Source organism: Salinicola sp. NYA28a (assembly GCF_976982775.1).
In genome coordinates, this window is record NZ_OZ334582.1 from 987,098 (window position 1) to 1,000,680 (window position 13,583).

General features: G+C 58.3%; 9 protein-coding genes. All 9 read left to right on the plus strand.

The features are described from left to right. The first annotated feature begins 1 nt into the window (after position 1). The 9 genes from ACWHY3_RS04590 (at position 2) to ACWHY3_RS04630 (ending at position 13,582) form a co-directional block, all read left to right on the plus strand. Positions 2-1,369, plus strand: coding sequence for an HlyD family type I secretion periplasmic adaptor subunit (locus tag ACWHY3_RS04590; RefSeq protein ID WP_448127671.1), 1,368 nt, complete (start codon positions 2-4; stop codon positions 1,367-1,369). A gap of 2 nt (positions 1,370-1,371) precedes the next feature. Next, on the plus strand, positions 1,372-2,907 hold the full coding sequence (locus ACWHY3_RS04595; RefSeq protein ID WP_448127672.1) for a TolC family outer membrane protein: 1,536 nt from the start codon (positions 1,372-1,374) through the stop codon (positions 2,905-2,907). A gap of 30 nt (positions 2,908-2,937) precedes the next feature. Next, positions 2,938-4,290 (plus strand): undecaprenyl-phosphate glucose phosphotransferase, encoded by a 1,353-nt coding sequence (locus ACWHY3_RS04600; RefSeq protein ID WP_448127673.1) that lies wholly within the window; start codon positions 2,938-2,940, stop codon positions 4,288-4,290. Between the two features lie 15 nt (positions 4,291-4,305). Further along, positions 4,306-5,745, plus strand: coding sequence for a mannose-1-phosphate guanylyltransferase/mannose-6-phosphate isomerase (locus tag ACWHY3_RS04605; protein ID WP_448127674.1), 1,440 nt, complete (start codon positions 4,306-4,308; stop codon positions 5,743-5,745). Continuing rightward, on the plus strand, positions 5,742-6,908 hold the full coding sequence (locus ACWHY3_RS04610; RefSeq protein WP_448127675.1) for a glycosyltransferase family 4 protein: 1,167 nt from the start codon (positions 5,742-5,744) through the stop codon (positions 6,906-6,908). Before ACWHY3_RS04605 ends, ACWHY3_RS04610 begins: the two co-directional genes overlap by 4 nt. A 20-nt stretch (positions 6,909-6,928) precedes the next feature. Beyond that, entirely contained in the window at positions 6,929-7,774 is an 846-nt protein-coding gene (locus ACWHY3_RS04615; RefSeq protein ID WP_448127676.1) for a WecB/TagA/CpsF family glycosyltransferase, read from the plus strand. 164 nt (positions 7,775-7,938) lie between these two features. Continuing rightward, a complete protein-coding gene (locus ACWHY3_RS04620; protein WP_448127677.1) occupies positions 7,939-8,733 on the plus strand; it encodes an ABC transporter permease in 795 nt (264 codons plus the stop codon). Further along, complete coding sequence (locus tag ACWHY3_RS04625; protein ID WP_448127678.1) at positions 8,730-9,986, plus strand: ABC transporter ATP-binding protein; 1,257 nt, start codon at positions 8,730-8,732, stop codon at positions 9,984-9,986. Before ACWHY3_RS04620 ends, ACWHY3_RS04625 begins: the two co-directional genes overlap by 4 nt. Before the next feature lie 23 nt (positions 9,987-10,009). Next, entirely contained in the window at positions 10,010-13,582 is a 3,573-nt protein-coding gene (locus ACWHY3_RS04630; RefSeq protein ID WP_448127679.1) for a glycosyltransferase, read from the plus strand. Position 13,583 lies beyond the last annotated feature (1 nt).

Genomic DNA, 13,583 nt, shown 5'->3' on the forward strand with positions numbered 1-13,583 from the left:
CATGGCAGGCGATAATTCCCGCAGTATCGATATCACCCCGCCCAAGCAATCGACGCCCGACGAATCGGCACCGGCCAGCCCCTTGCCCACCAGCGGCAAGGGCTATCTTCGCCTCGGGCTGGTGATCCTGCTGATCGCCTTCGGCGGCTTCGGTGGCTGGGCGGCCAGTGCCGATCTGGCGGTGTCGGTCGTGGCCCCCGGTGCGGTCTCGGTCGAATCGTTCAAGAAGACCATTCAGCATCTCGAGGGCGGCATCGTCGACGAGATCAACGTCGACGATGGCGACCACGTCGAGGCCGGCGACACCCTGCTGGTGATCGACAACACCCAGGCACGCTCGCAGCTCGCGATTTCGCGCTCCCAGTACCTGATCAACCGTGCTGCCGAAATTCGCCTGCTCGCCGAGCAGAAGGACGCCGACACGCTGACCTTTCCCGATGAACTGCTCGAGAGCGACGCCCAGCGGGTCAAGGAAGTGTTGGCCGTCCAGCGGGCGCTGTTCCAGGCACGTCGCGGGGCGCTCGAAGGCGCCCTCAGCGCGCTCGACGAACAGATGGCCCAGATGCGCGAGCAGATCGATGGCCTGCAGGACGTGATCAACGTCAATCAGGAGCGCATGAACTCGTTGCAGCAAGAAGCCCAGGACTATCGCTCCCTGTTCAAGGAAGGTCTGGGCGACAACCAGCGCCTGCGCGAGCTGGAGCGTCAGGCTCTGCAGTTCAAGGGCGATATCGCCCAGAGCCGATCCAGGATCGCCGAACTCAAGTCCCAGATCAGCGAGAACAAGGTTCAGAAGCAGGTCAAGTTGCAGGAGTTCCAGAAAGAGGTCGGCGAGCAGCTGCGGGAAGCCCAGGGCAATATCGCCGATGCCGAAGAACGCATCACCGCGCTCAGCGATCAGGTCAAGCGAACCACCGTGACCGCGCCCGTGACCGGCACCGTCGTCGGCTTGAAGGTCCATACCGTCGGCGCCGTCATCCAGCCCGGCGATCCGATCATGGAGATCGTACCCTCCGGCGACGACTTCATCGTCGAAGCGCGCGTTCCCGACCGCGATATCGATAACATCTACCCGGGCCAGTATGCCGAGATTCGCTTCAGCGCATTCAACCAGCGGCTGTCCAACGTCATCGACGGTGAGGTGACCAACGTCAGCGCCGACTCGTTCGAGGACGAAGCCACCGGCGCCAAGTACTACAAGGCGCGGGTCAAGGTGACCGAAGACGGCAAGCGCGAGATGACCGAGAACATGCAACTGCTCGCCGGCATGCCCGCCGAGGTGATGATTCGGACCGGCGAACGCACTTTCGCCAGCTACATGACCAAGCCCATCACCGACATGCTGGCACGCGCCATGCGGGAGGAGTGAGCATGGGTCAGGACCGTAAGCTATGGACGACGCTGCCTGGCCTGTTGTTGCCTGGTCTAGCACTGCCTGGTCTAGCGCTGCCTGGTCTAGCGCTGGCAGCGCAGCTGTTCTCGCCGCTGGCCGTTGCCCAGACCTCGATGATGGACGAAGTCGATGCCAGCCTGCCGGCGCTGAACGGCCAGACGGTCGCGAGCGACGAAGCCGCGCCCGTGGTCGACGAGGACGCCGCTCTGCCGTCGCTGCCGCGGTTGTTCGCCCTGGCATTGCAGAACGACGCCGATCTCACCAGCCAGCGCTTCGAGGCCGAAGCCGCTGCACAGGACGTGCCCATGGCGCAGGCCGCGCTCAAGCCGCAGATTCAGGCCTCCGCCGGCTACGTTTATCAGGAGTCGGACAACTACTACACCGACAACCCGTCCTATAACCCCGACAACGAGCTTGGCGGCAACGACGACTACGAAGCGCGCTATCAGGGCACGACCCGCGATCAGACATGGCAGGTACAGCTGTCGCAGTCGCTGTTCAGCCTCGAACGCTGGCGCAAGGTCGGCAAGGCCGAAGCGCAGAGCGATGCCGCCGAGTTGAAAGTGGCTGTTGGCGAGCGCGATCTGGCGCTACAGGTTGCCGAGGCGTATCTCGATGCCTTTCTCGCCTCGCGCAAGCTCGGCCTGCTCGACTCCAAGCAGGAGTCGCTGAATCTACAGGTCAAACAGGCCAGCCGCGCCTACGACCTGGGCGTCGGCAACCGTATCGACCTGCTCGAGGCGCAATCGCGGCTCGACCAGGCGGTCGCCGACACCGTGAGCGCCCAGAACGAACTCGACAACGCCTTGAGCCTGCTGGAACGCCTGACCGGCGAGCTGCCCCGGTTCAGCGGGGCCACGCTCGGCGACCTCGGCGAACTGACGCTGCCGGGCGGCTGGGATGACGCCGATCCCTGGCTCGAGCGCACCATCAACAACGTCGAAGTCGCCCTGGGCAAGCAGCAGATGAAGGTCGCCGACGCGGAAACCGACGTGCGGCGCGCCGGGCACTATCCCGAGCTCGATCTCACCGTGGGCTACTCGGACCGCGACTCCAACGACCCCTTTCGCGAAAGTAAGGACGCCTCCGCCAACCTGCGTCTGAGCGTGCCCCTCTACGAAGGTGGCTATACCAGTGCCAGCGTCAGGCAGGGCGAACTGAGCCAGCAGGCCGCACAGGCGAGTTACACCAACGCCCTCAATCTGGCGCGCCAGGAGGTTCGCCAGCGCCTGCGTGGGCTGCGCGGGGATGAACGCCAGATCGAAGCGCTCAAGCGCTCCATCGAATCCAGCAACCTGTTCCTGCAGGCGGCCGAGAAGGGCGAACAGCTCGGGCTGCGCGACCTGGTCGACGTGCTCGATGCGCGCGCCGATCTGTATGACCTGCGTATCCAGTTCGTCGAAGTGGTCCGCCAGTACCTGCTCGACCGGCTCAACCTGCAGGCCGCCGTCGGCGATCTCGGCACCCAGGATCTGGTCGATACCATGGCGTTGCTATCGCGCGTCACCGGTTGAACCGGCATGGCGTCGCGAACGAGCAATGAAATGTTGCGTCTGGTCATGCGCGGCTTCGATGCCGCGCTGGCCATGCTCGTTGGTGCCTTGTACTTGTGGTGCCTGCCCGAACTCGACTCCATACAGGGTATCGAATATCCGCTGCTGATCGTGACCGGCGCCTTGCTCTTGCCGACAGTCGGCGAAATGCTCGGCCTTTATCAAGCGTGGCGCGGGCGGAGCATATTCAGCATGTTCGGCACCTTTCTGGTCAGCTGGGCAATGACGGGGCTGCTGATCAGCGCCTTCCTGGTCGTCACGCAAAGCGGTGGTGTCTATTCGCGGCTCTGGATGGGGCTATCCTGCCTGAGCGTGCTGGTGATCGGGCTGCTGGCCCGTGGGCTGCTGTACGTCTATCTGCGTCGGATACGGGCCGACGGGCGTAACCTCAAATCGGTGCTTTTTATCGGTCGGCCCGAGAATGCGGCCCACGTGCATCAGCGGCTCGCGGCAATGCCCTATGCAGGCTATCGCATCGACCGGATGATCGTGCACGAGGATGAAGCCCAGGTTCTCGAGCAGGTTCTTAGGCTGGTGGAGGATTCCGTTTTCAGCCGTTCCTTCGATGAAATATGGCTGAGCTATCCCCTGAATCACGGCAACACCGTCAAGGCTCTGGCCGATCAGCTCATTGCCGTGCCTGTCAGCGTGCGCTACTTCCCCGATCTTTCGGACGTGCGGCTTCTCAACCACCGCATGACGCAGGTCGCCGACATGTTCTCGATCGACCTGAACTACAGCCCGCTGCACGGACCGGCGCGCCTGATCAAGTCAGTGGAAGATCGTATATTGGGAGCCATGCTTTTCATCGGCTTTCTGCCCATCAAGCTGATTACCGCGTTGGCGATATGGCTAACGATGGGGCGGCCCGTATTATTCAAGCAGTATCGCCACGGCCTGGATGGAAAGCGCTTTAGAATCTACAAGTTCCGCACCATGCGCAGACGTGATGCGAAGCGCGAAAACTGGCAGGGTCAAGCTGGAGAAATCAACGTCGTCACTCGTCTCGGCCGCTGGTTGAGAAGGACGAGCCTTGACGAGCTACCCCAATTGTATAACGTGTTGCAGGGTCGCATGTCACTGGTTGGGCCACGCCCACATGCCATGGACCACAACATCATCTATAAGAACCTGATTGACTCATACATGCAACGTCATCGAGTCAAACCCGGTATAACGGGTTGGGCTCAAATTCACGGTCTGCGGGGAAATACCGGCAATGTCGGCGACATGGAACAGCGTATCGAGTACGACCTGTATTACATCAATAATTGGTCTATCGGGTTGGACTTGAAGATACTGTTGCTGACGATTACGCGGGGTTTTGTCAATGACAAACCCTGATTTTCAGGAGATTTTATGATTACGCCCGTCATGCTTTCCGGTGGTTCTGGCTCTCGCTTGTGGCCGGTTTCCCGTGAACATTATCCCAAGCAGTTTCTCAAGCTGAACTCCGAAAAGCATAGCTTGTTACAGGAAACGGCTTTGCGCCTCCAGGGGCTGCCGGACTGTCGCGAGCCGATCGTCGTCTGCAATGAACAACATCGCTTCCTGGTGGCTGAACAGATGGATAGCCTGGGAGTGTCGCCTGCGTGCATATTGCTGGAGCCCGAAGGGCGCAATACCGCACCGGCGCTAGCATTGGCCGCCATGGCTGCGCTCGAGCTCGACGATGACCCCGTCCTGCTGGTCATGCCGGCTGATCACGCCATCAGTGACTCGGACGCCTTTCGCAAGGCGATCATGCAAGGGCTGAAACTGGTCGAAGCGGGGGATCTCGTCACGTTCGGTATCAACCCGACCTCGGCCCATACCGGCTATGGCTACATTCACAAGGGGAGCGAGCGAGGCGATGGGTATCAGGTAGAGGCCTTCGTCGAAAAACCTGGCAAGGAGTGCGCCGAGACCTACCTCGCCTCCGGTGAGTATCTCTGGAACAGCGGCATCTTCCTGTTCCGTGCCCGCCAGTACCTCGAGGAACTGGCCGAGCATGCCAAGGATATCTTGCAGTGCTGCGAGACAGCCTATGACGCTCGCCGAGAGGATCTGGATTTTCTGCGTATCGATAAGGATACCTTTGCCGCCTGTCGTAGCGACTCCATCGACTATGCGGTCATGGAAAAGACCCGGCATGCGGCGGTAATACCCATGAGTCCAGGCTGGAGCGATATTGGCGCCTGGGATGCCTTGTACGACCTGAAAGCATCCGACGAAAACCGGGGCAATGCGGTGCAGGGGGATGTACTGCTTTACGAATCCCATGACAACTATGTCCGCAGCGAGTCGCGACTGGTGGCGGCGGTCGGAGTCGACAACCTCATCATCGTCGAGACCGATGACGCCGTACTGGTTGCCGATCGGAGCCACGCCCAGGACACGAAGAAGATAGTCAATCTCCTGAAAAGCCAGCAGCGCAGCGAATACCATACGCATAAAAGCGTGTATCGCCCGTGGGGGCATTACCGGACTCTCGTTCTCACCGAAAGCTTCCAGGTGAAGGAAATCGTCGTGAATCCGGGGCATACACTTTCCCTGCAGATGCACCATCACCGTGCCGAACACTGGATCGTCGTGCAAGGAACGGCTCGGGTGACCCAGGGGCAAGGTCATGGTGAGCTGGATGACCTGAAGAGCTTCCTGTTATCCGAAGATGAGTCGACTTATATCTCTCTGGGAACCGTGCACCGTCTCGAGAATCCCGGCAAGATCGCTCTGCGTCTGATCGAAGTACAGACCGGCAACTATCTTGGAGAGGACGACATCATCCGCTTTGAGGACCATTACGGGCGCATGCAATGAGGGTGGTCGTCAATGCCACCAGCATGACGCATCAGTCAACCGGTATTGGGCACTACACTCATGGCCTGCTGAGTCGAATGGCCGATGATCCGGCATTCGACCTTCAGGCATTCAATCATGCGGACATCTGGTCGGATAGGCAGTCCCTGGCGGCCTGGCTGCATGGCGCGGATGATGCCGGAGAACAACAGGGGAGTTGGGTACAGCGCTACTACCCCGTGCTTCGCCGGCTTCCGGGACGTTTTGCTCTGGCGCGCATGCGGTTGAAGAGACAGCTGAAACGGCTGTCCGGCTGGGACGTCTACTGGGAGCCGGATTACATTCCCGTCGATATTCGCCGGGATAAGCCTGTCGTGCCGGTAGTGCACGACATGGCCTGGTGGCGCCATCCGGAGTACGTACATCCGGCCATGTGTCGCCAGCTGGCTCGTCACTTGCCTCGGGTCGTTCGACAGGCGACCCGAATCAATGTGGTATCGCGCTTCACGCGTGACGAACTGAGTGAGCGTTTCGACATCGACCCGCAGCGCATCGATCTTGTCTCGCCTGCCGCTCGGCCGGAATTCCAGCCTGGTGCATCGACAACGGCCCTGACCCGGCAATATGCCTTGCCGGCGCATTACATTCTCAGCGTCGCCACCTTGGAGCCTCGCAAGAATCTGTCACGCTTGCTGCAAGCCTATCGGACGCTGCCGGCAGGGTTGAGACAGAGCTGCCCACTGTTGCTGGTCGGCCGCCGAGGCTGGCTGGACGAAGGGCTACGCAAGCAAGTCGATACCATGCAGGCAAGCGGCGAAGTGCGCTGGCTGGGTTACGTGCCGAATGCCGATCTACCGGGGCTCATGGCCGGCGCCACTGTCATGGCCTACCCCTCGTTGTATGAAGGGTTCGGTATGCCCGTGCTGGAAGCGCTCGCCTGCGGGACGCCGGTGCTGACATCGCAGACAGCCTCGTTACCGGAAGTGGCAGGGAGTGCGGCCGTGTACGTCGAGCCGACTTCCGTCGACAGCATTCGTCAGGGGCTTCATACTCTGCTGGATGATTCCTCGTTGCGTGAACGGCTGAGGCAGGAAGGCCCGGCAAGAGCGCAGCATTTCAGTTGGACATCCTCCGCCGACCGGCTGAAGGATAGCCTGAGAAAAGCGGCTGACGAGTATCGATGAGCAAGGAAGCTGAATGTCATATGCCCGATTGCACACGCCTGTTTGGTCTTGACTTCCCTATCGCCGATGTCCCGGAAACCGCGGAGCTGATTGCGCGCGCGATCGATCGCGGGTATCGCTTTCAAGTCGTGACTCCCAACCTCGAATATATCTACTGGCAGCGCCACAACTCCGAGTTGGGGCAAGCCATGAGCGAGGCAGAGATCGTGACACCGGATGGCATGCCGCTGGTCTGGCTGTCGAAAGTGCCCGGTGCCCGGCGCAAGCCATTGCCGGCAAGAGTCACGGGTGCCGACCTGTTGCCTGCCTTGTGTCGTCTGGGCGGGCAGCGGCAATGGCGTGTCATGCTATTGGGTGGTGCACCGGGCGTTGCCGAAAAGGCTGCTGAACGGCTTGTCGATCTGGTGCCGGGGCTACCGGCGCCGCGAACCCTGTCGCCGGACATGCACTTCGAAACCGATGCCCTGAAGGAGCGTCGTGTCGTCGAGGCGATCAATGAATATCGGCCGCATCTGCTGGCCGTAGCCATGGGTTGCCCTCGTCAGGAATGCTGGATCAGGCGGGTTCTGCCGCGCCTCGACGCCAATGCCGTCATGGGTGTCGGCGCAACGCTGGATTTTCTGGCCGGCTGCCAGCGCCGCGCCCCCGAATGGATGCAGAATGCGGGGCTGGAATGGCTATGGCGGCTTTCTCAATCTCCCAAACGCCTGGCGAAGCGTTATCTATTCGTTTACCCCCGTGTAATTCCTTTGATTATCGAAGAGCTATGCGGCTTTCGTCTGAGCACCGAGCCCAGCATCCCATGGTGGCAGTCCTCCTTGAGCGCACCGCCACCGGAAGAAAAAGCACGGCATGAACGGATATGAAGTGTTAACGAGTCTCGCTACCGTATCGGCCATTCGATGACACAGGATGACTCTATTGGCTTTTTTGGGCTTGGTGTTTGATCTGAATTATAGAATATGATGTGGCGGGCTCTGGCGGATTTAAGCAAGGGCTATATGCCTTGGTTTTTTTAAAAGGAAAGATAATGTTAGGCAGTCTAAAGGGGGCGTGGCACTATCGCCATTTTATCTGGGCTTCCATACGTAACGAAATGGTGTCGCGTTTTATTCGCAGCCGTCTAGGTGGCGCATGGATGGTCATACATCCGCTTTCTTTGGTTTTGACCTATGCGCTTATTCTTTCGGCAGTGCTTTCAGCCAAACTGCCGGGAATCGATAACCAATATGCCTACGCGATATATCTGACCGGCGGCATGCTTGGCTGGACTCTCTTTATGGAAGTAATCAATCGTTGCCTGGGAATGTTCATTGAAAACGGAAACCTGATGAAGAAGATGGTCTTTCCTAAGGTTGCGTTGCCGATTATTGCCGTTGGAGGAAGCCTGATTAACAACGTCATATTGTTTTTGGTGATTTTAATTGTCTTTGCCTGTCTAGGCCATTTTGGTGGCATGGAGCTGGTTTGGGTTCCGGTTTTGACGTTATTGACACTGGCTTTTGCCGCTGGAGTAGGCTTGGTGCTAGGCGTGCTCAATGTGTTTATTAGGGATATTGGCCAGGTTATGCCGATTATCTTGCAATTCCTGTTCTGGTTTACGCCCGTCGTCTACCCCATTTCCATTGTGCCGGAATCATTGCGCAAGTGGATGGATTTGAATCCTCTTTATCATTTGATTGCGGGGTATCATGATGTGCTCGTGTATGGCAAACAACCCGAATTGGGAGGGTTGGTGATCGTTGCACTGTTGAGCGCGATATTCCTTTTCCTGGGGCTCGTTATCTTTCGTAAAGCGAGTCCAGAAATGGTGGACGCACTATGAAACAAGGGAACTTGATGGAAGTCCGTGGGGTCGGCAAGGCTTTCCGGCGCTTTAGCTCGGAAGGCCGCCGTGTCGTCAGCTGGTTTTTCTCGGCCGTCAAACCCCAGAAAGAGACATGGGTTCTCAAGGACATCAGCTTTGACCTGGGAGAAGGTGAAGCCGTAGGGATCGTGGGGCAAAATGGTGCCGGTAAAAGTACCCTGCTCAAGATGATTACCGGGACTCTATTGCCAACAACCGGTCATATTGTCGTAACGGGTCGGGTTTCCGCCATTCTTGAATTAGGCATGGGATTCAACGGTGACCTCACTGGCCGGCAGAACGTCTATCACGCTGCGGCGCTCATGGGATTGACCCAAGAGCAAATCGACAAGGCCATGCCCGATATAGAAGCCTTTGCGGAAGTCGGCTCCTACTTTGATCAGCCCATGCGTGTTTACTCTAGCGGTATGCAGATGCGTGTCGCTTTCTCAGTGGCGACGGCTTATCGCCCCGATATCCTGATTGTCGACGAGGCACTGTCGGTAGGAGATGCCTATTTTCAGCACAAGAGCTTCGACAGGATCAGGCAGTTTCAAAAACAAGGCACTTCGCTATTGATCGTTTCCCATGACAAGGAAGCGATTCAAACGCTTTGCGATCGAGCCATTCTCATCGACAAGGGGAGTATCGTCAGCGATGGTAATCCCGAGGCGGTAATGGATCATTACAACGCCCTGATTGCAGAGAAGGAAAATAGCAACGTAAGCTTTAAGAAGCTGGACGACGGAATGGTGCAGACCCAGTCCGGTAGTGGCGAGGCCAAGGTCGAGTCTCTGTCGCTAAATGATCTCGATGGCAATCCGATCGAATTTGTTTCTGTCGCGCAAGAAGTCGAACTTGCTCTCGATATACGTATTCATGCTGATATTCCCCAGCTGGTAGTGGGTTACATTATCAAGGACCGTCTGGGTCAGGCTATTTTTGGCACCAATACCTGGCATACGAATCAAATCGTGAAAAATCTAAAGACAGGAGAGCTTTTGCGATACCGCATGCGGTTTGAAATGAATGTTGGGCCAGGGAGTTACGCGATTTCAACCTCGCTTCATAGTACCGATACCCACTTGGTCGACAACTACCAGTGGATAGATCATGCACTGGTTTTTAGCGTCGTGAATGTGGATAAGGATTACTTTATCGGTACGAGCTGGATTATGCCTCAGATCGATTGCGATCGTGCAAATGACGCCTCGAATCCCGCGCTTCGTTGAAGCTTTTCTGAAGGAGAAACTTGATGAAGATGGATTTTTACAGCCGCTTTGAAGAGCGTTTTCGTGGCGACCGAGAAGATATCAAGCAGCGTTTGAAAGCTTACCTGCCAGTGCTTGAGCCGCTTCATGCCGTGTACCCCAATGGCGAAGCACTGGATCTGGGGTGTGGCCGTGGTGAATGGCTGGAGCTGCTGGGCGAACACGGTTGGCTGGTTCGTGGTGTAGACACCAACTCCCTGATGATCGATGCATGTCATGCTCGTGATCTGAACGCATCCGAGCAGGATATCCTCGAAGCATTGACCGAGTGCGAGGATGGCTCTTTAGCCGTCGTCAGCGGCTTCCACATTGCAGAACATCTCTCTTTCGACGATCTCCTCACGCTGGTGGAGCAGGCCTATAGGGTATTGCAGCCCGGAGGTGTGCTGATACTCGAAACACCCAACCCGGAAAATATCTCGGTAGGCCTGTGGAGCTTCTACATGGACCCCACGCACCGCCATCCGCTTCCTCCCCCGCTACTGCATTTCATCGGAGAGGATGCGGGTTTTTCCAAGGTTTCCGTGATACGGCTCAACGGCCCTCAGGTGCCAGACCCCGACGAGACATTGTCACGCCACATGGCGTGGGCGCTCTCCGCTTATCCCGACTATGCCATCGTCGCCCACAAAGCAGCGGGAGGCGAAGGTCAGGCGATTTTCGACTATCTGGAATCGCTGGAACAGGAACATCAGTCTGGCATCGCTTATCTGGAACGTAAGCTGGAAGAGAACGAGCGTCACAAGCAAGCGTTGTCGAGCGACCTGGCCAGCCGCGAGAGCGAAGTCAAGACATTGACCACTCGTCTAGCCCGCAGCGAAAAGAAGGCTAACGAACTGGAGCGTACCTTGCTGTCGCTGGAAAGCAGTCTCTCCTGGCGCATCACCGCCCCGGTGCGTGAGCTGATGGCCTGGTTGCGCGGACTCCCCAATCGAAAGACGAACGGAAAGCAGGGTAGTGTGCCGCTCGGCCGACATTGGGTCGGACACGTTGGTCAACGACTGGCGCGGATTACCTGGCTGAAGCGAGGCGTACTGGTGATCGTAGATCGTTTTCCGCCAGTCAAGCGCCGCTTGCAGCGCCTCATGGCCGGGGCAGGAAGCGCCGATATCCGCCTGGTGCGGAGTCACGCCAAGGAAGAAGATTACAAGGATCTGCAAGAGACGCTGACCGCCTCGGTGCGACGACGAAACCTGAAGCTACGAGATACGTTTCTCCCTCGCACATTGATACAGGACGCTTGGTGTGGTCTCTCCCTCGAGGGACATTTCGAGGGAAGTTACAGCTTGGCGACGGTTAATCGTCATATCGTCCAGCGCTTGTCGCAGGATATGCCGGAACTGACATTGTCGCTTGTGCCAAGAGAAGGCGAGCCGAGGCCGACCATCGAACAGATACCCGGCGGGGAAGCCCAGGTACAGCAGTGGAATGCGCTTGTCGGCAATAAGGTGTTTGCTGCGCTCCCGATCGAGCAACGTGTCTGCCTGTATCATCACTACCCCTTGATCGATGATGTCGATCAAGGACGCGGCTTGCCAATTGCGCTGTTTTTCTGGGAAGAATCGCGTGTGCCTACAGGCATGATCGAGACGCTCAACGACCATTATGCCGGGGTCATTGTGACCGCCTGGTTCGTCAAGAAGACCTTGATGGACAGTGGCTGTCGTTTACCGATCCACGTCATCACATTGCCCCTGGTCGCCAATCGCAATGCCCAGGCAAGTCAGGTCAGTGACCTTGACCGTGTCGCCGATCGTCGCCGTATCAATCTGCTTCACGTGTCATCCTGCTTCCCCCGGAAGGGAGTCGATGTGCTGCTGGATGCCTTCGACAAGATCGCCGGCAGGCTTGCCGAAGTGCATTTGACCATCAAGTCCTTTCCCAACCCGCACAACAATATCGAGGCATGGATCGAAGAGTGTGTGTCGCCGCGCTTCCAGGATCGTATTCGATTGATCCTGGACGACTACGATAGCGAACAGATGGCGCAGCTGTATCACGAAGCTGACGCAGTCGTGCTGCCCACGCGAGGCGAAGGGTTGAACATGCCAGCCATCGAGGCCGGTGAGTTTTCGCGCCCATTGGTCGTGACGGGTTACGGCGCGCACACCGACTTCGCCACCTCGGAAAACGCCTGGTGGGTGTCCTACCGCTTCGATCGTGCACAAACCCACTTCTCCGACGCACAGTCGGTATGGGTGGAACCTGGCGTCGACCACCTGGCGACCCGTCTCCTCGACCTCTGTCGCGGGCTGCTGGCCAATGAGCGCGAAGTACAGGACCACGCCAGCCACTTGCACCATCATGTGCGACAGCGTTTTCTTGCCCCCCAGGCCACCGACTCCCTTCTGACGGCCCTGACGCGCTTGAAGCGTTTCAACGAAGCACCTGTTCCAGCGCCCGAAGGCAACGGCGGCGTCACCATGATCACGACTTGGGGAGAGCCGTGCGGCATCGCCGAATATAGCCGCCATCTGATCGAATCCTTCCCGACGGACACAGCCTTCGAAATCGTTGCCCCACAGGACAGCATGATTCAGGGAGCCGAATTACCCAACCTGATGGCCCCGCCCCGTGAAGGCTGGATCAAGGGGCAAGTGCCCGACCTGCGATGGATCGACGCTCGAGGAGACATCGTATGGTTGCAGCACCATTTCGCCTTCTTCGATCTCGATGAAACTCTGGAGAAAGGCGTGGCAGCCTTGCACTCCGCCGGCAAGAGCGCATATCTGACGTTACATACCACGCGCCCGTTGCTGACGCTTGCCGACAGTCGCCAGCGTGCAGCGGCGCAGAGCCTCAATGCCTTCGACCGCGTCTTCGTTCACACCCTGGACGATCTCAACTCGCTCAAGCGGGTCGGCGTCACCGACAACGTCGTGCTCATTCCCCAGGGCATTACCCTAAGCCAGCAGTCAGCCGCGCCAGCGATGGCCTCGGCTTCTCGCGACAGCAACGACATGCTGGTGGGCGGCTTTGGCTTTTTGCTACCACACAAGGGCATCCATGTCCTGATACAGGCATTTTCCCAGTTCCTCGAATCTCCCGCCGCGCCCGCCAGCGCCCGTCTGCGGTTGATGACGACGGTGCGCAACGACGACTTGTCGCGCAGTGAACTGGAACGCTGCAAGAGCCTGGCTCAATCGTTGGGCATCAGTGAACACATTGAATGGCATACCGACTTCCTGCCCATGGAGCAGGTCGAGCGCATGCTGAGTGAGTGCGACCTGTTGGTGCTGCCTTACCAGTACACCGAGGAGTCGAGCAGTGCTGCCGTACGCACCGCCATCGCCGCCTGCCCGCACGTGGCAACCACGCCAGCGCCGATTTTCGAAGAGGTGCGCGATATTACCTTCCCGATCGAGGACTTCGATGCCGATGCCATCGGCCGGTTGCTGCAAGAAGCCGCGGAAGGTTTCGACGACGACAGGCGTCAGCACATCGAATCGGCACGTGAACAATGGTTGGCCTCGCGCCACTGGGGAAACATCGCCACGCAATACTGGGGAATGTTCCAGGCTGCCCGAGTCGAGCGGCGTTTCTGCGAATCCAGCTAGA

Excerpts from the sequence above, each read along its gene's own strand:
- ACWHY3_RS04630 (WP_448127679.1), top strand. The coding sequence starts at position 10,010 with ATGAAGATGGATTTTTACAGCCGCTTTGAAGAGCGTTTTCGTGGCGAC.
- ACWHY3_RS04605 (WP_448127674.1), top strand. The coding sequence starts at position 4,306 with ATGATTACGCCCGTCATGCTTTCCGGTGGTTCTGGCTCTCGCTTGTGG.
- ACWHY3_RS04625 (WP_448127678.1), top strand. The coding sequence starts at position 8,730 with ATGAAACAAGGGAACTTGATGGAAGTCCGTGGGGTCGGCAAGGCTTTC.
- ACWHY3_RS04590 (WP_448127671.1), top strand. The coding sequence starts at position 2 with ATGGCAGGCGATAATTCCCGCAGTATCGATATCACCCCGCCCAAGCAA.
- ACWHY3_RS04610 (WP_448127675.1), top strand. The coding sequence starts at position 5,742 with ATGAGGGTGGTCGTCAATGCCACCAGCATGACGCATCAGTCAACCGGT.
- ACWHY3_RS04615 (WP_448127676.1), top strand. The coding sequence starts at position 6,929 with ATGCCCGATTGCACACGCCTGTTTGGTCTTGACTTCCCTATCGCCGAT.
- ACWHY3_RS04595 (WP_448127672.1), top strand. The coding sequence starts at position 1,372 with ATGGGTCAGGACCGTAAGCTATGGACGACGCTGCCTGGCCTGTTGTTG.
- ACWHY3_RS04600 (WP_448127673.1), top strand. The coding sequence starts at position 2,938 with ATGTTGCGTCTGGTCATGCGCGGCTTCGATGCCGCGCTGGCCATGCTC.
- ACWHY3_RS04620 (WP_448127677.1), top strand. The coding sequence starts at position 7,939 with ATGTTAGGCAGTCTAAAGGGGGCGTGGCACTATCGCCATTTTATCTGG.